Annotated in this window: 16 protein-coding genes and 1 tRNA gene; 7 read left to right on the top strand and 10 right to left on the bottom strand. The window is 43.1% G+C overall.

The window, feature by feature from the left end; genetic code table 11:
- Nucleotides 1-127: 127 nt before the first annotated feature.
- From ACQKCG_RS00845 to ACQKCG_RS00835, 3 genes are all read left to right on the top strand, one after another.
- The gene (locus ACQKCG_RS00845; protein ID WP_101206353.1) at nt 128-1591 is read left to right on the top strand and encodes a sodium:solute symporter family protein; all 1464 of its coding nucleotides are present in this window, start codon (nt 128-130) and stop codon (nt 1589-1591) included.
- Between the two features lie 223 nt (nt 1592-1814).
- A complete protein-coding gene (locus tag ACQKCG_RS00840) occupies nt 1815-2768 on the top strand; it encodes a DMT family transporter (protein WP_227522988.1) in 954 nt (317 codons plus the stop codon).
- A 511-nt stretch (nt 2769-3279) separates the two neighbouring features.
- Entirely contained in the window at nt 3280-3507 is a 228-nt protein-coding gene (locus tag ACQKCG_RS00835; protein ID WP_075107579.1) for a helix-turn-helix domain-containing protein, read from the top strand.
- Between the two features lie 217 nt (nt 3508-3724).
- Here ACQKCG_RS00835 and ACQKCG_RS00830 read toward each other — a convergent pair.
- Nucleotides 3725-3801 (bottom strand) — tRNA-Val (locus tag ACQKCG_RS00830).
- Between the two features lie 311 nt (nt 3802-4112).
- Here ACQKCG_RS00830 and ACQKCG_RS00825 point away from each other — a divergent pair.
- Complete coding sequence (locus ACQKCG_RS00825; protein WP_101206355.1) at nt 4113-5090, top strand: glutathione S-transferase family protein; 978 nt, start codon at nt 4113-4115, stop codon at nt 5088-5090.
- A 90-nt stretch (nt 5091-5180) separates the two neighbouring features.
- Here ACQKCG_RS00825 and hemB read toward each other — a convergent pair whose 3' ends face one another.
- From hemB to ACQKCG_RS00800, 5 genes are all read right to left on the bottom strand, one after another.
- Nucleotides 5181-6188, bottom strand: a complete 1008-nt coding sequence (gene hemB / locus ACQKCG_RS00820) for a porphobilinogen synthase (RefSeq protein WP_101206356.1) — start codon at nt 6186-6188, stop codon at nt 5181-5183.
- A 283-nt stretch (nt 6189-6471) separates the two neighbouring features.
- On the bottom strand, nt 6472-8328 hold the full coding sequence (locus ACQKCG_RS00815) for an efflux transporter outer membrane subunit (RefSeq protein ID WP_101206357.1): 1857 nt from the start codon (nt 8326-8328) through the stop codon (nt 6472-6474).
- Nucleotides 8325-11564 carry an efflux RND transporter permease subunit gene (locus ACQKCG_RS00810; protein WP_101206358.1) on the bottom strand — a complete coding sequence of 1080 codons (3240 nt, stop codon included), beginning with the start codon at nt 11562-11564 and terminating at the stop codon, nt 8325-8327. Before ACQKCG_RS00810 ends, ACQKCG_RS00815 begins: the two co-directional genes overlap by 4 nt.
- Before the next feature lie 35 nt (nt 11565-11599).
- Nucleotides 11600-13006 carry an efflux RND transporter periplasmic adaptor subunit gene (locus tag ACQKCG_RS00805; RefSeq protein WP_101206359.1) on the bottom strand — a complete coding sequence of 469 codons (1407 nt, stop codon included), beginning with the start codon at nt 13004-13006 and terminating at the stop codon, nt 11600-11602.
- A gap of 645 nt (nt 13007-13651) precedes the next feature.
- Nucleotides 13652-14677 carry a polyprenyl synthetase family protein gene (locus ACQKCG_RS00800; protein ID WP_101206360.1) on the bottom strand — a complete coding sequence of 342 codons (1026 nt, stop codon included), beginning with the start codon at nt 14675-14677 and terminating at the stop codon, nt 13652-13654.
- A gap of 578 nt (nt 14678-15255) precedes the next feature.
- On the opposite strand from ACQKCG_RS00800, the gene rplU reads away from it, so the two are divergent.
- The 3 genes from rplU to lolA all read left to right on the top strand — a co-directional run bounded on the left by rplU (nt 15256) and on the right by lolA (nt 17011).
- Nucleotides 15256-15567 (top strand): 50S ribosomal protein L21, encoded by a 312-nt coding sequence (gene rplU, locus ACQKCG_RS00795; RefSeq protein WP_057761012.1) that lies wholly within the window; start codon nt 15256-15258, stop codon nt 15565-15567.
- Between the two features lie 91 nt (nt 15568-15658).
- Nucleotides 15659-15916 (top strand): 50S ribosomal protein L27, encoded by a 258-nt coding sequence (gene rpmA / locus ACQKCG_RS00790; protein ID WP_021813611.1) that lies wholly within the window; start codon nt 15659-15661, stop codon nt 15914-15916.
- Between the two features lie 408 nt (nt 15917-16324).
- Nucleotides 16325-17011 (top strand): outer membrane lipoprotein chaperone LolA, encoded by a 687-nt coding sequence (gene lolA, locus ACQKCG_RS00785; RefSeq protein WP_404944624.1) that lies wholly within the window; start codon nt 16325-16327, stop codon nt 17009-17011.
- A gap of 120 nt (nt 17012-17131) precedes the next feature.
- On the opposite strand, the gene scpB is transcribed toward lolA, so the two are convergent.
- From scpB to ACQKCG_RS00765, 4 genes are all read right to left on the bottom strand, one after another.
- Nucleotides 17132-17692, bottom strand: a complete 561-nt coding sequence (gene scpB, locus ACQKCG_RS00780) for an SMC-Scp complex subunit ScpB (protein ID WP_101206459.1) — start codon at nt 17690-17692, stop codon at nt 17132-17134.
- 124 nt (nt 17693-17816) lie between these two features.
- The gene (locus ACQKCG_RS00775) at nt 17817-18680 is read right to left on the bottom strand and encodes a segregation and condensation protein A (RefSeq protein ID WP_101206460.1); all 864 of its coding nucleotides are present in this window, start codon (nt 18678-18680) and stop codon (nt 17817-17819) included.
- A 138-nt stretch (nt 18681-18818) separates the two neighbouring features.
- Nucleotides 18819-19904 (bottom strand): tryptophan--tRNA ligase, encoded by a 1086-nt coding sequence (locus ACQKCG_RS00770; RefSeq protein WP_101206362.1) that lies wholly within the window; start codon nt 19902-19904, stop codon nt 18819-18821.
- Between the two features lie 108 nt (nt 19905-20012).
- Nucleotides 20013-21101, bottom strand: a complete 1089-nt coding sequence (locus ACQKCG_RS00765) for a lipid A biosynthesis acyltransferase (RefSeq protein WP_101206363.1) — start codon at nt 21099-21101, stop codon at nt 20013-20015.
- Nucleotides 21102-21184: the final 83 nt, after the last annotated feature.

The raw sequence follows: 21184 nt of genomic DNA, 5'->3' as shown, positions 1-21184 counted from the left end.
TGTTTCTTAACAGCTGGACGTTATTTTGGTTTTTGACCATTAATGTACTGACGCTATTACTGGCAGTGAGTTATTTCTTCGTAGAGCGTCATAACAAGTAATGTAGTAAACGATACGAGGAATCGACATGTTTATTAATTGGATGATATTGTTAGCAGCAATTGCGCTTCTCATTGTATTGGCTAGTAAAGCTTCAAAAGTCATGTCAGCAGATGAGGAAAGTGGTTTTTTAGTAGCCGGTCGCTCATTAGGGCCTTTTGTTATGGCAGGTACTGTCGTGGCTACTGGGTTTAGTGGTTGGGGCTTTATGGGTTCACCTGGTGCCGCATACCAATATGGGACGATTGAGCTTTTAGGTAATTTCTTTTTTGCACCAGCCATGGTCGTCGCCGTATTATTTTTTGCGGTCTATTTGCGTAATAGAGCCATGAAGATGGGTAGTAGTACCATTCCTGAATTTATCGTTAACTTGCACTGTAATGATCGAAATTCAATATCTGCTCGCACTTTGCGTATTGTCACGTCTTTGGGCATGATTATATTTTTGACCGTATTTTTGACGGCTCAGATTAGAGCGCTTGGTATGTTAGGTAGTAGCTGGCTCGGTATTTCACCTCTTCTGGCTTCTGCGCTTTTATTGGTAATTATTACTATTTATACCATGGCAGGCGGATTGCTCGCCGTTGCTTGGACCGATACTTTTATGGTGATTGGGATGGCCACTGCTGCCATTTATATAGTGGTTCAGGTGTTCACTGACATTCCGTTAGCAGATATGATGACGCAGCTGAATGCGATAGATCCAAACCTTGTCAATCCAGAAAATTCTAACCCATATGGTAATGCCAAAGCTTCTGTTTTTCTAGTATTTGTCTATGCGCTTATCTTTAGTACTGCATTGCCCTATATGTCAGTACGTTTTTTGGCGATGAAATCTAATATCAGTATTGCCAAAACAGGCTTTTATACGGCCATTCTAGGGTGTATTTTGAGCTTGGTGCCTATCGTTGGCTTATATGTTCGTATCAAAAACCCAGGTCTGATCAATCCCGATGAAGCAATGCCTTGGTATTTAGCCAATGCTATTCCAAGTGTGGTGGGTAGTGTGATCACTTTGTTTATTCTTTTTGCTATGAAATCTACGGCAAACTCTATCTTGCATACCTTATCAACTGCTGCCTCACATGATTTGCGTTTGGCAGTATTTGACAATAAACCTCGCACTGAGGCTGAGCTATTGAAACTGAATAGATTGTGGGTCGCTATTGTGGCTGCTATCGCCTTCATTTCTACTTTCTTCTTACCTGAAGCGATGCTTAGCTATCTAGGCATATTCTCTAGCGGTACTTTAATGGCAGCTCTATCTGGTGTACTTTTGGTGACCATCTTTTATAAAGGCTCAACGATGGCTGCTATTGCCTCTATTATCGTCGGTGCTGTTTGCAGTAGTTATCTCTTAACATCAGGTATTGTCGGCTGGGTAGAGGGACCTCTTATCGGATCAGCTGCATCAGCCATCACTTACGTGGTCGTTAGTGTATTGGTTCCTAATAGAGTCAAAGCCATATCAGAAGAAGCTGTCAGCGCTTAGATATAGTTACTTATATTTATGAATACTTAACAGAGCCTAAGTTAACCGCTGAGTTTATTGACTGATAGTCATAAATTCAGCGGTTGACGTATTCAGTAAGGCTGGCAAGTATGAGTTGTATAGATAAGCTAATGCTGATTAACACTCAGTTATTTTGTACCAGTTTTATATTTACTCAATGATATTACGAACATTTTATGTTCAATAATAGAGGTGACTAGTCGTGGAAGTATTGAAAATCAGACCTATAGCGGTTGATGTCAAGCCATGGATTGGCACCATACAAATTGTCATGGCGGCCATATGTTGGGGCACACTTGGTATATTTTCGACTTATCTTAGTCAATTAGGTTTTAGTAGTTGGCAAATTACGATATTGCGTATCATAACGGCAGCTATTATTGCTATAGCGATGTTGCCTAAGATCTGGAAACCATTAAGTAGGCTAACACTCGGTCAATGGTTTGGGCTTGGTCTACAATCCCTAATTGGCGTACTGGGTATGACGGTTTGCTACTTATTTGCAGTGCTTCATGTGGGTGCAGGCACGGCAGTCGCATTACTCTATACGGCGCCGGTCTTTAGCTTGATATTCTCGCACCTATTATTAGATGAGCGAATTACTTATAAAGCTGCATTATTAGCAGTTGTAGCAGTGATTGGCGTTGGTATGACTACGATGGGTGGCACTACTGAAGGGAAGTTGGGTATTGCCGTTGGGCTGCTCTCTGGCGTTTGTTACTCTTTGTATGGTGTGCTTGGTAAACGCGCCATGCATCATAAACACTCTGCACCGCTTGTCTTTTTTACGTCAATTTTGTTCAGTGGCATTGTATTATTGTTCATTCCTACCACGTATACAACTTATTATAAGCTGATACAGCTTCCCGTTATTAGCTGGATATATGTACTGGGCTTATCTTTGGTGGGTACGATTGCACCTTTTGCATTATATATGAAAGCATTAGAAAAACTACCAGCCACACGCGCGTCAGTATTTACTATCTTTGAACCTTTGACCGCAATATTTTTGGCAGTGTTGCTCCTGCATCAAATGTTATCAGGTGTTCAATATATAGGTGTTTTTTTGATTTTGCTCGTTGCTCTATTAAATGGGCTAACAAATTCGACCAATGTACAACTGCCGAGATGGTTTAGAAGACAAAAATTATCGTAATTTAGTTTTATAGACATTATTATTTATAATACAACTCTCTCAAATCAGTTGCTTCTAAAAAATAATTTGATATAAGAGCTACGACTCTAATGGCAGGATGGTTATCATTTCTTCTTAAAGTATGCAGCGTAGAAACTCAGCTTAGATGAAATAGGTATATTTTGCTATATCCTGGTATATTTTGGTATAAGTGACTGAAATTACTTATTATTTTACAATAATTACTTGCAATTTCTGTAGATAACAGTAGATTAAATTATATAAGATTTCAATAAGTATGATTGGATTTCACTATTTATGAAAAAGACTTACCTAAACGATATAAAGCAAAAAGAGCTAAGTGTTCATAAAGCTAATATTGGCTACTATAAAATATTTAATCACCTTATTTTGCCTTACATGTTAAAGAGCGATATTGAATTTTGGACTCGAATTCAGTGTTCGCAAGTGTTTCAAGTAGAAAAGCAAGGTAGTAGAGGGTATTTATTCTACGACAATTGGAGTTTGTAAGATGATAGTTAACCATCTCCCAACTTTACTAGCTGAAAGAAGGCTAAAAGTAGCGGATGCCGTACGAGCAACAGGGGTAAGCAAGACGACATTACATAAGATATATAACGATCAATCATCTAGAATTGATTTTGATACTATAGATAAGCTTTGTGAGTATTTAGAAGTAGAGGTGGGGGATATTTTTGAATATGTAAAAGAGGATAAAGAGAAAAATACTCAGAAATAGGTTTTAGCTTACAGTTTAAAGTAGAGGTCAAAAAGAGGGTTTTAATTTTAATGGTTTTTAAGGGTCGGTCACCATTTGGTCACCATCACTTTTTTGAATGATTTAAATCTGATTGCATAATCATGACTATGAGGTGATATAAGAAAGTATTTTTCGCTACAGCCCATATATTACAGACAAAAAAAGCCCCAATCTTAAGATTGGGGCTTTTCGAATCTGGTAGGCGTAATCGGATTCGAACCAACGACCTCTACCATGTCAAGGTAGCGCTCTAACCAACTGAGCTATACGCCTATTTAGGTTGAGCATTTTAGCAAGTTTCCCAGACTTTGCAAGTCTTTTTTAGCATAAACCTCTTTTATTATCATAATATCTGCTATTCAGGCTTATATTAGTTATTTAGATATATTCTTGTGTATATTTACTAAATACTGAATTTAATAGGTTTAGTTTTTATTGTTAATAAACAGGGTAACGTTAATGATTAAACCTTTATAACTGATATGATATCTTTCTAAGCGATGTAATCATCATGATAATAATGACTTCAAGTCAGTCATGTTGACTAAGCGTTAAACAAATATTAAAAACAGTTGGAGAATAACATGGGTCTCTTGGTAGACGGGCAGTGGCAAGACAAGTGGTATGAGACAAAAGAGAGTGGCGGCCGCTTTCAGCGTGAAGATGCTGGTTTTAGAAACTGGGTAACGGTAGATGGTAGCGCAGGGCCTACAGGTATTGAGGGCTTTAAAGCCGAGCCTGACCGCTATCATCTATACGTGTCGCTAGCCTGTCCTTGGGCACACCGTACCCTTATCTACCGCAAGCTTAAAGGCTTAGAAGACATCATTCCGCTATCTGTAGTACATCCATATATGGGTGAGTATGGTTGGACGTTTGCAGAAGGTGCAGGCGTCGTTGCTGATCCAGTTATCAATGCAGACTATGCCTATGAGCTGTATACCAAGGCCAAGCCAGACTATACAGGCCGTGTCACCGTACCTATCTTGTGGGATAAAAAAACAAACACGATCGTGAGTAATGAATCATCTGAAATCATTCGGATGTTTAACTCTGCCTTTGATGAGGTTGGGGCGCTAGCAGGTGATTTTGTGCCAGCAGAGTTGTTACAAGAAATTGATGATATAAATACCTTCGTCTATTCAACTATCAACAATGGCGTGTATAAGACAGGATTCTCTACCACACAAGAGGCTTACGAAGAGGCTGTGATTGAGCTATTTGCGGCATTAGATACACTTGAGACGCGCTTAGCACATCAGCGTTATCTAACAGGTAGCACCATAACTGAAGCAGATTGGCGACTATTTACGACGTTGGTTCGTTTTGATGCTGTTTATGTTGGGCACTTTAAATGCAATCTGCGTCGTATCGTTGACTATCCAAATCTTTGGGGCTATCTGCGTGATTTATATCAGGTACCTGGTATCTCAGAGACAGTAAATATGAATCATATCAAGCAGCATTATTACACCAGTCATGCCAATATTAATCCCACATGTATTGTCCCTGCTGGCCCAGTGATTGATTTTAATGAGCCACATGATCGTGCACGTCTATAGTTTTATTTTAATAGAGTAACCGCATAAAAAAGCCCCAGCTACTAATAGTCAGCTGGGGCTTTTACATTATAAAAGGTAGTTTAACTACTATTAGGCATTGTTTAGCTGGCGGGCCGCTTCTAGAGCAAAGTAGGTCAAGATACCATCAGCGCCAGCACGGCGGAAACCAATCAGCGACTCTAAAATCACTGCATCACTCAACCAGCCATTCTGAATGGCTGCCATATGCATGGCATATTCGCCAGATACTTGATACGCAAAGGTTGGTACGCCAAAGGTGTCTTTGACTTCACGAATCAAATCAAGATAAGGCTGACCTGGTTTGATCATGACCATATCTGCGCCTTCGTTGATATCCATAGCCACTTCATGTAACGCCTCAGCACGGTTACCAAAGTCCATCTGATACTGTTTCTTATGGCCACCTTTTAAGTTGCCAGCACTGCCGACGGCATCACGGAATGGGCCGTAGTAAGCAGAAGCATATTTGGCTGAGTAAGCCATGATAGCCGTATTCACAAAACCTTCTGCTTCAAACGCATCACGCATGGCCTTGATACGGCCGTCCATCATGTCACTAGGAGAGATGATATCTGCACCGGCACGCGCATGTACCAGCGCTTGCTTGACCAGTACTTCGATAGTTGCATCATTGATGACGTAACCGCTGTCATCAAGCAGACCATCTTGACCATGTGAGGTATAAGGGTCTAGCGCTACATCAGTCATGACGACCATTTCTGGCACAGCGTCCTTAACTGCTTTTATCGTACGTGCAGTCAGGGCATTTTCGTCATAAGCGGCGCTACCGTCTGGTGTTTTCAAAGCGTTATCGATCACAGGGAAAAGGTCGATGGTTGTGACACCTTCTGCTAACAGTTCTTTGGCATAGTTAATTAGCAAATCAATCGATAAGCGTTCAACACCCGGCATACTAGCGATGGTTTCGCGTTGGTTTTCGCCTTCTAAGACAAAGACAGGGGCAATAAAGTGCTTAGGATGCAGCTCTACTTCACGAATCATTGAGCGTACATTGTCATTGTAGCGCAGACGACGTAAGCGAGTAGCAGGGTATTGACGGTTAAAGGTATAGCTCATAATAATTCCTTATGATTGTTTTAATAGTTATCATGTTACATGGTTAAAATAATATCGCTATAAGCGGTATTTTATAGAATCAGCTTATCAAAATCTGTGCTTTATAAGTGGCTGTATATAAAGCGACCTCATATAAAGAGAGCTTACATAAAGTGAGCCTACTATAACCAAAAGACGTCAATAAAAGCAAAAATCCCCACCACGTTAAGTCGGTAGGGCTGATAGTACGTATCGACTGTCAATATGATGATAGAGCTGCGTCATCAGATTAAGGTTGGGTCATTTAAGGCTCAACAATCTGGGTCACAGGAACTTGCTCAACACTATTGTTATTGAAGCGAGTCTCTTCAGTGACCACACCGACAGCGGCATCCTTCTTACCATCTTCATTCACATCGACGATAGCAGTCGGTTTGAAAGTAGTCGTTTCTACCGCTTGCGACTGCTTAATGGCGACAGCTTCTTGTGGCGTAGTCACACGCGCTGAACCAGCTGCTTTGATGGCATTTGTCGCTTTGGTTTTTGCACTAGTAGCAGTTCCAGTGACAATCTGTGCCAAGTTGGTGTGCTGCGGTACAGGAATGACAGACGGTACATCAAGGTTCGCACCGCCACCAAGCGCTTGGTACAACTCAATCTGGCTAACGATTTTCTGTAGCTCTAAATCTAGGATGCCTTGTTGGGTCGAGAATAGCGAACGCTGGGCATCGAGTACATCTAGATAGTTTGAGATACCGGCTTTAAAGCGTGCATCGGCAATTTGATAAGTCTGCTCAAAGTTATCTTGTAGACGATACTGTGCTTCTAGCTGCTCACCCAAGGTGGCGCGTGTCGCTAGTACATCCGAGACTTCACGGAATGCCGTTTGAATAGAACCTTCATAGTTGGCAAGCGTTTGCTCACGTTCAATTCTGGCCACATCATATTCTGCATCTAAACGACCTGCATCAAAGATTGGGACACTAATACTTGGGCCGAATGACCAGCCGACAGCGCCGCTCTTGAATAAGTCATCTAAGCTACCGCTACTGACACCAATACTACTCGCTAGGCTAATAGAGGGGAAGTAAGAGGCACGTGCCACTTCTATATTGGCACCAGCGGCTTTTAGGTTGTATTCCGCTTGCAGGACGTCAGGACGATAGCGCAACAACTCACTTGGTAGGCCAGCATTAAAGATTTTCTGGCTAGTTATATTGCTAACGGCAGGCGTTGGAATCAGCTCGTTAGGAATCGGCGCACCAATCAAATATTGCAGGGCATTACGCGAGGTCAAGATACTGCTCTGCGCCCGCAATACGGCAAGTTTAGCATTCTCTAAAGAAGCACTGGCTTGCAACGAAGGCAGTCTAGGATCAATCCCTGCCTCAAACCGTTTGGTCGCAATGAATAACGATCGTTCACGACTCTCAACCGTGGCTTCTGCCAACTTAAGCTGCGCTAAGCTATAGCTTAGATTGGCATAGCTTTGGGCAATGTTACTGATCAGACTGATCTGCGTCGAATCTTTGGCTGCGGTGGTCGCCAAGAAATTTTGCAAAGCTTGGTCTTTTAGACTAGCAATCTTACCCCAAAAATCCAGCTCATAGTTGGCCAACCCTAGGTTGACGTTATAACTACTATTGGGGTTTTTGTCCGTTCTGTTCTGTGCTTGGCGCGTGTAACCACCACTACCATTGATGGTCGGCAGATCGTTAATATCGGTGATTTGATATTGCGCTCGTGCTTTTTCGATAGCTAGGCGTGCGCTCTCAAAGTCTTTATTGTTCTCTAATCCTAATGCAATTAGCCCTTTTAGGCGCTCATCGCTATAGAAGTTCTGCCAGCGTTGTCCCGCAATACTAGGCTGGGCTGCGTTACTGGCCGTTTCCTTATCAAAGGCACCGTAGCTTTGTTCGATAGGGATGTTAGGCTCGGCAAGTACAGGACGGCTATCGGCTTTTGGAATGGTATTACAAGCCGCCATGCTCATCGCTAAAGCCGTTAAGCTGATTAAGCGAACACTATTTCTGCGCACTCGTGCAATAGTTGGGCTCGCAAATCTAGCAACCAGCGCTGCCTGTTCGCCTGACATTGGGCGCACATGAGCAGTAGTTGTGACTACCGCTGCTGAGTTAGTAGTAAAAGGTTGTGAACTCATTGTGTATTATCTCCAAAGCTTGCAGGCTGATAACTCTCAGAGGGAGTTGGGTTCTGCGGACCAGGCGTACCATTGTCATCGCCGCCATCGCCTTTATCATTTGGCTTGTTGTTGGCATATTTGTACGGGAACGCACTGCGTACCCAAATGTAGAACATCGGGATAAAGAAGATGCCTAACAAGGTTGCCGTTACGACACCGCCAACCACACTGGTACCGATGGCGTTTTGACTGCCTGAACCTGGGCCGCTCGCCAAGAATAATGGCACAACACCCAGACCAAAGGCAAGTGAGGTCATGATAATTGGACGCAGACGTTGGCGTGCCGCCGTCATGACCGCATCTTTTAGACTATAGCCTTCCTCTTGATGGTCTTTAGCAAACTCGATAATCAAGATGGCGTTTTTAGCCGATAGACCAACCACCGTCAGTAGACCTACTTGCAAGTAGATATCGTTGGCGAAGCCTCGTAACCACGTAAATATCACCGCACCCAATACCCCAAGTGGAATAACCAATAGGACAGAGAAGGGGATAGACCAGCTCTCATATAGTGCCGCCAAGCACAAGAATACGACTAAGATTGAAAGCGCGTAAAGCATCGGCGCCTGGGCACCTGATTTTTGCTCTTCCAATGACATACCCGTCCACTCGTAACTGATGCCTTCAGGTAATTTGTCTATCATGGCTTCCATTGAGCTCATGGCTTCACCAGTACTCAAACCTGGGGCTGCACTACCTTGGATATTCATTGATGGTAAGCTGTTATAGCGGGTCAGACGCGGTGAGCCTGACTGCCATTCACTGGTCGAAAAGGCATCAAATGAAATCATATCATTCGTCTCGTTTCGTACATACCACTTACCAATGTCATCAGGGTTGGTACGGCTGCTGGCTTCACCTTGTACATAGACACGTTTGATACGGCCACGATCGATAAAGTCGTTGACGTAGCTTGAGCCCCATGCAGTCGAGATGACGCTATTGATATTACTCAATGATAGACCATAAGCGGCTGCTTGCTCTTGGTTGATATTGACCTTGAGCTGCGGTGAGTCTTCTTGACCGTTTGGACGTACACCAGCGACTTGATCGTTCTGTGCTGCCATCCCTAAGAGCATGTTACGGGCTTCAAGTAATCCGTCGTGCCCGAGGTTGCCACTGTCTTGTAGCATCAAATCAAAACCACTGGCATTACCAAGCTCAGTAATGGCTGGCGGTACAATGGCAAATACTTGAGCTTCATTTATCTGAGTAAAGAAGTACCCCATCGCTCGACCAGCGACAGCCTGAGCGGTATTTTCATCGCCCGAGCGTTCCTCCCAGTCTGATAAGCGCACAAACGCTAGACCCATATTCTGACCTTGACCTGCAAAACTAAAGCCTGCAATGGTAAAGACCGAAGCGATATTATCAGTTTCTTGGGTATCGTAATAGTTTCTAACTTTATCCAATACGTCTTGCGTCTCATCTAACGTAGAGCCAGCCGGAAGCTGAACCAAGGTAAACATAATGCCTTGATCTTCTTCTGGTAAAAACGAGCCTGGAATACGTAAGAATACGACCGCCATGATACCGATAATGGCTGCGTAGCCAATCATGTATAACCATTTAAAACGAATACTTTTGCCGACAAAGTTTTCGTACGAACGGCTAAGTTTGAAGAAGCCGCGGTTGAACCAACCGAAGAAGCCTTTTTGCTTTTCGGTACTGCCTTTTTCATGACTTTTGCCACGTTTCAGCAATGTCACACATAGGGCAGGGGTAAATACAAGCGCGACCATGGCAGAGAGCACCATGCTGGTAATCAGCGTAATAGAGAACTGACGATAAATCACACCTGTTGAGCCACCAAAGAAGGCCATCGGTACGAATACTGCAGACAAGATAAGCGCAATACCAATAACGATTTTACTGATTTCACCCATCGACTGGATAGTTGCATCTTTGATAGAGATGTGAGGATCTTCTTCTAGTATTCGCTCGACGTTCTCTACGACGACGATCGCATCATCGACCAACAGACCGATGGACAATACCATGGCAAACATGGTCAAGACGTTGATACTAAAGCCTGCAATATACAACACTGCAAAGGTACCCAAGAGTACGACAGGTACGGCAAGGGTCGGGATAATGGTGGCACGCCAGTTCTGTAAGAAAATGAACATAACGATAAATACCAACACAATCGCTTCAATGAGGGTCATAACGACTTGTTCGATAGACAAGCGTACAAATGGTGTGGTGTCATACGGAACGACTGAGGCTAGACCAATTGGGAAGTTTTTTTCCAGCTCAGCCATACGTGCGCCGACGGCTTCACGAGTCTCAAGGGCGTTTGCGCCACCAGCGAGTGAAATACCTAAACCGGCTGCTTCTTGACCATTGTAGAGAGAGACAACGCTATAGTTTTCACTGCCAATCTCGACATCTGCCACATCGCCTAAGCGCACTTGTGCGCCTGAGGTATCTGTTTTTAGTAGAATGTTTTTAAATTCTTCAGGCGTTTGAAGATAGCTTTGTACAGTAACAGTGGCGTTGATAACTTGTTTGTCTGTGTCGGCAGGTGCTTGACCCAATTGACCAGCAGATACCTGAGCATTCTGTGCTCGTATCGCATTGACGACATCTGAAGGTATCATGTTGTAGCTACGTAGGCGTGATGGGTCTAACCAAACACGCATCGCATAAGTAGAACCAAAGACCTGAACTTCACCCACACCCTCTACACGACTGATCGAATCGACGACATTAGAGTTAATATAATCGGCAATATCTGCCCGATCCATGGTGCCATCTTCAGAAATAAATGCTTGCACCATCAAAAAGCTGCTAGACGATTTATTGACGTTGACACCTTGACGCTGAACAGACTCAGGCAAGGAGCTCATCGCTGCTTGCAGTTTGTTCTGTACTTGTACTTGAGCTGTGTCAGGATCTGTGCCGTTTTCAAAGGTAAGCGTCACTGAAGCACTACCATTTGACGAGCTCGATGACGACATATACATCAGACCATCGAGGCCTTTCATACGCTGCTCAATGATCTGTACTACTGAGTTTTCTACGGTTTGTGCATTAGCACCAGGATAGCTTGCACTGACCGAAATAGTCGGCGGTGCAATACGTGGATACTGTTCGATCGGTAGATTAATAACCGATATCACCCCGATGAGCATGACCAAAATAGCCATAACCCATGCAAAAATAGGGCGATTAATAAAAAAACGTGACATAGTATATCCCTAAGTCTTCCTATCTTTGAATGGAATTAGTTAGCAGCGATTTCTGTAGGTTTCTTAGCAGAAGTTTCGTTACCAGCTGGCTTATCCACCGTTTTTGCAGCTTGCTGAGGCGTTTTGGCGTTTGGCGCGCCTTGTCCTTTTGCAGATGGTGCTGGATTGGCGTTTTCGAGTGGCTTAGCGACTACCTCTTGTTCAGGTTTGACTTTTGAGCCGCCAATCACCACCACTTTATCACCTGCTTTTAGACCGTCAGTGACAACCCACTGTCCGTTGTAAGTACCATTAATAGTAACTGGACGTACTTGGATTTTGTTGTTTTCATCGACGATATAGACTTGCGTCTCACTCTTAGGTGTACGTGTCACTGCGCTTTGCGGGACTAATGCCGCATTGGTAATGACACTTTGGGTCAAGCGGGCAGTCACATACATACCTGGCAGCAAGATGTTGTTGCTGTTTGGGAAGATGGCACGTAAGGTAACCGCGCCAGTTGACTCATCCACTTTTGCTTCAGATAGCGCAAGCTTACCGCGTACCGGATAGACCGAGCCATCCTCTAGTACCAATTCAACCGAGTTCATACCGGGCTGCGCTTTGCCTTCCGATATTTGCTGGCGCAATTTTAACAGCTCAGACGAAGACTGACTGATGTCGACATAGATAGGATCTAAGCGCGAGATAGTCACCAACGGATTGGCTTGACTGGCACTAACCAAAGTACCAGCCGTCACATTTGAGCGCTCTGTGCGCCCTGAGATTGGTGCCCGTACGATGGTGCGATTCAGATCAAGAGTACTGGACTCTAAACCTGCTTTCGCGGTTTGAATGCCCGCTTTTGCGCTTTCGATACCTGCTTGCGTTTGACCGACAGTCGCTCGTGCACTATCTAATGCAGCTTGTGCAGTACGGACTTGCGTTTGTGCTTGATCGTATTGTTGCTTCGAGATAGCATCAATCTCCACAAGCCCTTGTAGGCGCTGGAAGTCATTAACCGCTTGAGCTAATGACGCTTGGCGACTGCCTAATTCAGCTTTGGCATTGGCATTATTAGCCAGTGCTGTCTGATAATTGGCTTGTGCTTGAGCGACCGCTGCTTCTCCACTAGTAATAGAGGTAGCGTAGTTGTCCGTATTGATACGATACATCGGTTGGTCTTTTTTGACATTACCGCCCTCACGGAACAGTACTTCGTCAATGACGCCGTTGACCTGTGGACGAACGTCAGCGGTTTGATAAGCCGCTGTACGTCCAGAAAATGTTTGTACTTGAGGTACCGTATCGAAAGTGACAGTTTGGACGTTGACGACGGCAGGCGGCATCTGCTGCTGTGCAGCGGCATCAGCGCCAGCGGCGTCCTCGTTTTTGTCACAGCCAACCAGTACAGCTCCAGATAGTACAGATGCTATTACAAGCGCAAGATAAGAGTGCTTCATCAATGTCCTCGGCAATATAAAATAAATAATGACAGTATAAAAAGTTTATAAATAAATCTTAACGTATTAAATTCTTTAAAGAGTAAATATATGGGTAGTCTTGAGGCTATGTGCCTCGGCATATTTTGCTCATCGCATTGTTAATAAAATCAGTTTTAATAGCACCAATTTTAGTAGCGGATTATGACCAAAATATTCGGTCGCTAAGGTTGTATGCGCAATAATGAGGCAAGATTTTTAGCGTCATAGATGTAGGCAAACCATAAAGTTGATTAGTAAATTTAATCAGTTATTATAAACTAATGGGGTTACCCCATAGTCAAGTACTTTAGAATAGGGTTTGCCAAAAAAAACAGCGACTTTAGTTGTGAATCTTGCGCTAAGTGCCGTGGTTACAAGCGACACACCAACGAATAACCAAAAAAGTCATCTAGAGGCTTCGATGACAAAAAATGTTAACTTTTGTTATAAAAGTCATATGAGACGGTTATTCCTACCTGTTTGACCTCAAAAATCCCATGTGCAACCAAAACCTTTATTTTAGCAACCGTTAAATGTGACCATTAAATAAATGAGCCAAAACCTGTATCGAAGACGACTTTTATAGACACAGATATGGGCACAGCGTAAATGTTAGCAGTCAGACTATAATAAACGTGCGCTGGCAAGCTCTGTTAATTGGTGCAGCCCTTGGCGATAACGATTGTCAGGCAAGGTACTTAGCGCTTGTTGTGCCAGCTTCGTTTCTTCCAAAGCGCGCAGCTTACAATAGTCTAATGAGCCAGAGGTGCGTACCAATTCGATAAGCTGCTCTGCATTGGGTGTTTTGCCCGTTTGTACAGCGACACGTAATTGCTCATAGCCTGCTTTATCACTGTCTTTTAATAATTCAAGCGCTTTAATAGTCGGTAGGGTCGGTTTGCCTTCGGCTAAATCATCACCCAAGTTTTTACCCATTAGCTCACTATCACCGCTGTAATCGAGTACATCGTCGATAATCTGGAAGGCATTACCGAAGTGCTGACCAAAATCGCCCAGCGCGGTCATATATTCTGTTTTGTCTTGCAAGATAGCTGCGCCTTGGGTCGCCATCATAAACAGACGAGAGGTTTTGCCATCGATAATATTGAGATAATCGGTTTCAGTCGCGGCAGGGTTATGCTGATGTTGCAGCTGCAATACTTCACCTTCGGCAATATCACAAGTCCCGTCTGAGAATACCTGCAGTAGTGGCAAGCTTTGAAAACCAACCAACAAGTTAAAGGCGCGGGCAATCAGATAGTCACCGACCAGTACTGCTGTGGCATTGTCCCAAGTGGCATTCGCCGTTGGCTTACCACGGCGCTGCCCTGACTCATCAATCACATCGTCATGCACTAAAGTTGCCGTATGCAGCATCTCAGTAATGGCTGCCAAATGCATGGCCTGCTGTGATGGTGCATCATTGAGCATGCGCGCACATAACAAGGTAATCAACGGGCGCATCCGCTTACCACCTGCATTAATCACATGCTGTGAGACGCTCATCACCAATTGGACTTTTGAGTTCAGACTACCGAATACTTGCTTGTCCATAATTTCAAAATCATCCGCCACGATATTTTGGATATCAGCATAGGTCAGCGTAGATTGAGAAGTAGGAGAGATGTTATCTAAAAGGGTACTGGTCATAATAAATAGTCATATTAATGAAAATAAAAGGGTGGGTAATAGCCCTAATCTATAGCTAGGATAGCTACCTACCTAGGGTTATTGTCTGGCTTATAATAGCATAGCTAGGCGTCTCAATTGTTGAATAAAGTAAGACATGACGCAGAGTATCGACTCTAAAACTGCCTGTATCTCTCTATTAAATACCAAATAAAAATGATAAAAACAAAAAAGAATTATAAATAGTTTTATGGGGCATTATCAACAATGGCTGCTTAAGCAAAAGCGATTGATAAAAGACTGTAAGCAACTGATTATATGCGTTATAATGGCCGCTGTTGGGCTTAATCTATCACTTATCATTACTATTTCTCATGTTTATATTCGCATTGTCGTTTATCGACTTTCTTTGATGAGCAGCAGTTATAGCAAAATGAGAGATGGTCATTAGTGTAACCACCTTGCAAAAACAAGAGGCGCGGCTTGCTTTTATGAGCAAAAAGACGTAAAATCTTGCCTTTAATTTTTCCCTGTCGTGTTCGTCGTAAAAGCGTTGGTATAACATCAGCCACGGCACACGGGTTAAACGGAGTCATACAATGTACGCAGTAATCAAAACTGGTGGTAAACAGCACCGTGTAGTCGTCGATGAATTGCTTAAAGTTGAACTACTAAAAGCAGAAAAAGGCGAAACAATCAAATTTGAAGACGTGTTGATGGTTGTTGACGGCGATAACGTCAAAATCGGTCAGCCTGTTGTTGACGGCGCTAGCGTAGAAGTTGAAGTTGTTGAGCATGGTCGCGGCGAAAAAATCCGTATCATCAAGCACAACCGTCGTAAGCATTATCACAAAGAACAAGGTCACCGCCAATGGTACACCTTGTTAAAAATCAAAGCGATTAATGCCTAATTATCCATTTAGCAATTATTGCTAAATAGCGCACTAAATGCTTAAGAGTTATCGCATCAGCGATAAGTCAAATTAACAAGGAGATTTTCTCATGGCACATAAAAAAGCTGCCGGTTCGAGCCGTAACGGTCGTGATTCAAACCCAAAAATGCTAGGCGTAAAAATCTTTGGTGGCCAAGCTATCACAGCTGGTAACATCATCGTTCGTCAACGTGGTACAGAATTCCACGCAGGCGAAGGCGTTGGCATGGGTCGTGACCATACTTTATTTGCACTGAATGACGGTGTTGTAAAGTTTGCGACCAAAGGTAAATTTAACCGTCGTTATGTTACGGTTGAAAACGCATAATTATCTATTTAGATCGTTTTATTCGTTGAATAAAATGATCAGATAATTAAAAAAGCCCTTACTGCCTTATGGTAGTAAGGGCTTTTTACGCTTGTAAGGTGATATAAATTAATAATAATTCTAAGCGATATCTTTAAAGCCACTATTAGCATAATTACTGTAGCTAATAATTATAAATGCAAACTTTTACCGTGTAACTGTATTGGTTACAAGCGTGTATGGCAGCCGTAGTAAAGATTGCAAATCATGACTAGGCGCGTAATAAAAAAACTGGCACACTGTTGCCATTGCTGATAGTTACCAGCTTTAGCTTGGTAAAATCAGTATTTATAGAAAACAAAAATTTCAATAGAATATTTTATTTTTAGCGACAACTTTAAAGCGATTATGCTTTTTTAGAGAGGATTTATGATGAACTTATCTACGAAAAAATCAACCAAACAAAAAATGATGAGTGGGGCTTTAGCAGGTGTATTAATGACATCGCTAGGTGTCGCAGCGCCAATGATGGCATTGACTCAAACGGCTACAGCAGCTCCTGCTGACAACCTAACAGCTGCTAAACGTTTGAACAAATTGCTGACCAATACCAAGAGTATGACAGCCAATTTTAGTCAAACAACTAAAGGCGCGAGTAGTGGTACGTTTACAGGCTCTATGAGTGTTCAACGTCCAAATAACTTCCGCTGGGAAACCAAGTCACCATCAGAGCAGCTTATCGTTGCTAATGGGAACTCTATGTGGGTTTATGACAAGGATTTAGAGCAAGCGACTAAGCAGAATGTTGACAGTCAAGTAGGTAATACACCAGCGTTACTACTGTCAGGTGATCCAAGCAAGATTGATCAAAACTTTAAAATCACTCAGCCATATGACAACAAGAACTACTATGTGCTCTATCCTAAGTCAGACAGCGCAAGTTTCAAAAGTCTTTCAATAAGCTTTAGTGGTGGCAAACCTGTCATGATGGTATTGAATGATACCTTGGGTCAAACAACTTCTATCAAGTTTAGCGGTATCAAAATGAACCCAAGTATCGGTAGCAGTCAGTTTAAATTTACACCATCAAAGGGTGTTGATGTGATTAATCAGTAATTAACATAGATATTGCTAGGTTTTGATATCAGTTCAAAATTAGCAACATAATAAAAAGGACAGATCCTATGAGGTCTGTCCTTTTTTATGTGAGTAACTATAGTTTGTTCAGCAGAAAACTTAAGACATAGCTCGTATGGTTTCCATATCTGGCATAGGTGGTAGTTCATCTAAATGGCTTAATCCAAACGCATCTAAAAACTGCGCAGTAGTATGAAGCAACGCAGGACGACCTAAAGTATCTTTAAAGCCTTTCTCCACAATCCATCCTTTATCAAATAACTGGCGCAGTATATTGCTCGATAATGTTACTCCGCGTACATGCTCGATATCACTGCGTGTCACAGGTTGCTTGTATGCAATGACACTTAGGGTTTCAAGTAAAGCTTGGCTCAGGCGTTCTTGACGCTGCGGGAAAGTACGCTGGATTAAACTGCTATAGTCATCAGATATCTGTAAGCGATAACCGCTGGCGGTCTCATGTAGCTTAAGCACACCTATATCTAAGCGTTGTTGCAGCACTTCTAAGGTTTGCTTTAATTCTTTAGTAGATAATGACAAATGTTTTTTTAATGCGTGAGCGGTCAGCGGTGCCTCTGAGGCATGCAGCAGCACTTCGATACGTTTACTCATCTCTTCCAAAGAATCATGCTGCGCGTCAGCTGGTGGAGATGTAGTCATAGTTATTGGTTCTTGGGTCTCGTCATGTTGCTTTGGGTCTTCAATATCTACCATCTAAAGTATGCTCTTATTTCAATATTGTGATTTTGATAGAGAATGGGCTAGGAGACAATCTTAGAGCCTACTAGGCTAGCCACTGTAATGTGAGATTTGTGGATTCATTATTCATATTAGTCTGATCAGAATTATTGGAAACAGAGTTGACGATACCGCTATCTGTCTCAATATTGACCACACCAACTAACTGCCGCTTTATAAGCTCAAGTACGGCGACAAAACTCACGACCACGCCTATTTTACCTTGTGCCTTGTCTAGTAGCTCATAAAAGGAGTGCGCCCCATCTGTACTTAATTGCCTGCTAATACTGGCAATACGATCGGCAAGTGGTACTGCATCAACTTTGATCGTATGCATTTGATAGTCAGGCTGTAGCTGCATTTTAAATAAACTATCAATCAGCAAGTTAGGTGAGTAGCTTGGCAGTTCCGCATTCATAACGTCTTGATCAGGCATACTAACCATTGCCAAAAACACATCGCGCTCTAGACGTACTAGATTGTCTAAGCGCTGACTGACTACCTTGATTTGCGCGTACTCTTCGAGGCGTTCGATCAGTTCTGCTTTTGGATCACGCTCGTCGGTTGGGGTATCAGGGGCAGGCAATAGCAGTTCGGTTTTGATGGCGATGAGCGTTGATGCCATAAGAAGATAATCACCCGCTAATTCAAAGTGCTCGGTATCCAATTCACCGATATAAGCTAAGTACTGCTCAGTGATAGGCAGAATAGGCATTTGGGTCAAATCGACGTTGTTCTTTTTGACCAAATACAATAGAAAATCCAATGGACCAGCAAACTGCTCTAACCAAATAGCAAATGCTTGCGGTGGGACATAAAGATCGTCTGGCAAATGCTGCACAGGCGTTTGATAGATACGTAGCGACATATCATGGTTGACTGATTCATCAGGCTCATTCTGATTGTCCATAGGCTCAGAAGTTGAATCAGCCATAGCAGATAAGGCGGCTTTAGACAAAGCCGCCTGTTTGGTGTTTGGTTCAGTTTGCACGTTTAGCACCCGCTTTGATAATAAATTGCGCCAGTAAAACGACTATTCCAGCAACGATTATTTAAGCTTAGCAAGCGGACGGATACCGATAGCACGGCGAGCTTTGTCTAGTTGCTTACGACTATGGCGACGGGCTTTATCCGCACCCATCTGCAAGATTTCTTCTAGCTCTTTTGGATTGGCCATCAGCTCTTCATAACGTGCACGGAATGGCGCGATTTCGTCATTAATCTTATCAAACAGAGCTTGCTTAGCGTCACCCCAGCCAATACCAGCGGCATAACGCGCACGCATATCAGCAATCTCTTCAGGGGTCGCAAATGCTTTATAAATCTCAAAGATAGCTGAATCATCAGGATCTTTTGGCTCATCAGGTAGCTGTGAGTTAGTCACAATTTTCATGATGGCTTTATGCATTTGTTTTTCAGGACTAACTTGTGGATTTGGCTCACCAAATAGGGGAATCGTATTGCTATAGCTCTTACTCATCTTGCGGCCATCAAGCCCAGTAAGCAGCGGTATATCGTTATCAACGACTGCTGACGGTAGCGTGAAAAGCGACTTATAACGATGATTAAAAGTACCTGCGATATCACGCGCCATCTCGATATGCTGCACTTGGTCACGACCAACAGGCACGTGGGTCGCATTAAACATCAAAATATCAGCCGCCATTAGCACGGGATAACCGAATAGACCCATGGTGACACCTTGATCAGGATCGACATCGGCTTTTTCTGTATTGATATCAACGGCTGCTTTATAGGCATGGGCGCGGTTCATCAAACCTTTGGCACATGAACAGTTCAAAATCCAAGCAAGTTCTGGAATCTCAGGCACGTCTGACTGACGATAGAACGTGACGCGCTCTGGGTCTAGACCACAAGCAATCCACGTAGCGGCAATGGCTCTCGTCGACTCATGAATGATAGCAGGGTCATAACAACCGATAATGCCATGGTAGTCTGCCAAAAAGAAAAACGCTTCATGATCACTGTTCTGAATAGACTCAATCGCTGGACGAATCGCGCCAACATAGTTACCTAAATGTGGAATACCAGTTGGTTTGATACCAGTCAAGATGCGCTTAGCTTCGGTTGAAGTATCAGAAGTTTGATTGTCAGGAGTACTGTTATTGCTCATGGAAAATCCGTTATTTTGTTTATAAAATTATTATCAGTGCATAGCTAAAATGCAAAATATTAGCCGCAAAGTATAGCAAACTTCACCAGTATTTTTGGGAATAAAGGCTTACTTATAGATATCAGTACGACCGTTTGGCCCATGTTTAAAACGACGATGGAACCACATCCACTGCGTAGGATCAATACGAATGAGCCCTTCTAAAACTTCATTGACCCGAGTGGCATCAGCGACTTCATCTTTACTTGGATAGTTGTCTAATTCTGGCGTAATTGTTAAATGATAATGGGGACGTTTACCACGCGGCAAGTTGTCAGGCGTTTGCCGATAAGTATGCAATGCCATGACAGCTGGTGGCTTTGCTTTGCTACCCAGTTTTGCCATGCGACGCGATGCAGTGATAGTCGCGGCGGGCACACCGAAAAATGGTGCCATGACCCCTTGCTTAAGGCCATAGTCTTGGTCAGGAGAGTACCAAATGACGTGTCCTGCTTTGATAGAAGTAACTAAGCTTCGCATATCACGACTAGAGATTTGCTTACCAAATATATTGGTACGACCATTATAGATAATCCAGTCCAGCAAAGGGTTGTTTTGCGTACGATACATACAATCTACTGGGAAAAACTGCGCACATAATAGTCCACCCAAATCTAGCATCGTATAATGTGCACCGAGCAGGATAACTGGTCGCTGCTCATTTTGCGCATTAACAATATGCTGTAGCCCTGAAATGGAAACAGTTCTAGTAAATATATTTGGCCTGAACCAAGCGCATAACGTTTCAAACACACCAATGCCTTGATTGACAAATACTTGCTTGGCCATTAGTTCACGTTCAGCTTCGGGCTTTTCTGGAAATGCCAGCTTCAGATTGATTAGCGTATCGCGTCTACGCGAGCCAGCAGCTTTATAAATCAATATACCAAGCTTACGACCTAGCCAAAACTGCCAACGTAGTGGCAGATATATCATTGGTAGCATTATTAAGAATAATAACCAAATGCCCCAATTCTTTGGTGATAAAAACTGCCACTGAAATGGCTTGTTATCTGCTTGCGCTGTACGCTTATGATTTTGGGTAATTGTCGGTGTGCCAGCAGGTATCGCAGGCGACTTAGCCGACTGTTTCATGCTAGGCGGCACGCTGCTATTGGCAGATGGTTTGCTAGGGTCAAATTGTTCTGGCGCTTTCATAATATCCTTCTGCAGCACGGTTTGAGGCATCATGGCAAATAATAAAAAGTTACTGATATGATGGGGTAGCGTTTAATGCTTTG

This window comes from Psychrobacter sp. NPDC078929, assembly GCF_050267985.1.
Taxonomy (GTDB): Bacteria; Pseudomonadota; Gammaproteobacteria; order Pseudomonadales; family Moraxellaceae; genus Psychrobacter.
This window is presented reverse-complemented; position numbering and strand designations above follow the sequence as displayed.

What these genes read in the sequence shown, in the direction of transcription:
- ACQKCG_RS00845 (WP_101206353.1), top strand. Translation starts at nt 128, where the DNA reads ATGTTTATTAATTGGATGATATTGTTAGCAGCAATTGCGCTTCTCATT.
- ACQKCG_RS00835 (WP_075107579.1), top strand. Translation starts at nt 3,280, where the DNA reads ATGATAGTTAACCATCTCCCAACTTTACTAGCTGAAAGAAGGCTAAAA.
- ACQKCG_RS00825 (WP_101206355.1), top strand. Translation starts at nt 4,113, where the DNA reads ATGGGTCTCTTGGTAGACGGGCAGTGGCAAGACAAGTGGTATGAGACA.
- hemB (WP_101206356.1), bottom strand. Translation starts at nt 6,188, where the DNA reads ATGAGCTATACCTTTAACCGTCAATACCCTGCTACTCGCTTACGTCGT.
- ACQKCG_RS00815 (WP_101206357.1), bottom strand. Translation starts at nt 8,328, where the DNA reads ATGAGTTCACAACCTTTTACTACTAACTCAGCAGCGGTAGTCACAACT.
- ACQKCG_RS00810 (WP_101206358.1), bottom strand. Translation starts at nt 11,564, where the DNA reads ATGTCACGTTTTTTTATTAATCGCCCTATTTTTGCATGGGTTATGGCT.
- ACQKCG_RS00805 (WP_101206359.1), bottom strand. Translation starts at nt 13,006, where the DNA reads ATGAAGCACTCTTATCTTGCGCTTGTAATAGCATCTGTACTATCTGGA.
- ACQKCG_RS00800 (WP_101206360.1), bottom strand. Translation starts at nt 14,677, where the DNA reads ATGACCAGTACCCTTTTAGATAACATCTCTCCTACTTCTCAATCTACG.
- rplU (WP_057761012.1), top strand. Translation starts at nt 15,256, where the DNA reads ATGTACGCAGTAATCAAAACTGGTGGTAAACAGCACCGTGTAGTCGTC.
- rpmA (WP_021813611.1), top strand. Translation starts at nt 15,659, where the DNA reads ATGGCACATAAAAAAGCTGCCGGTTCGAGCCGTAACGGTCGTGATTCA.
- lolA (WP_404944624.1), top strand. Translation starts at nt 16,325, where the DNA reads ATGATGAACTTATCTACGAAAAAATCAACCAAACAAAAAATGATGAGT.
- scpB (WP_101206459.1), bottom strand. Translation starts at nt 17,692, where the DNA reads ATGACTACATCTCCACCAGCTGACGCGCAGCATGATTCTTTGGAAGAG.
- ACQKCG_RS00775 (WP_101206460.1), bottom strand. Translation starts at nt 18,680, where the DNA reads ATGGACAATCAGAATGAGCCTGATGAATCAGTCAACCATGATATGTCG.
- ACQKCG_RS00770 (WP_101206362.1), bottom strand. Translation starts at nt 19,904, where the DNA reads ATGAGCAATAACAGTACTCCTGACAATCAAACTTCTGATACTTCAACC.
- ACQKCG_RS00765 (WP_101206363.1), bottom strand. Translation starts at nt 21,101, where the DNA reads ATGAAAGCGCCAGAACAATTTGACCCTAGCAAACCATCTGCCAATAGC.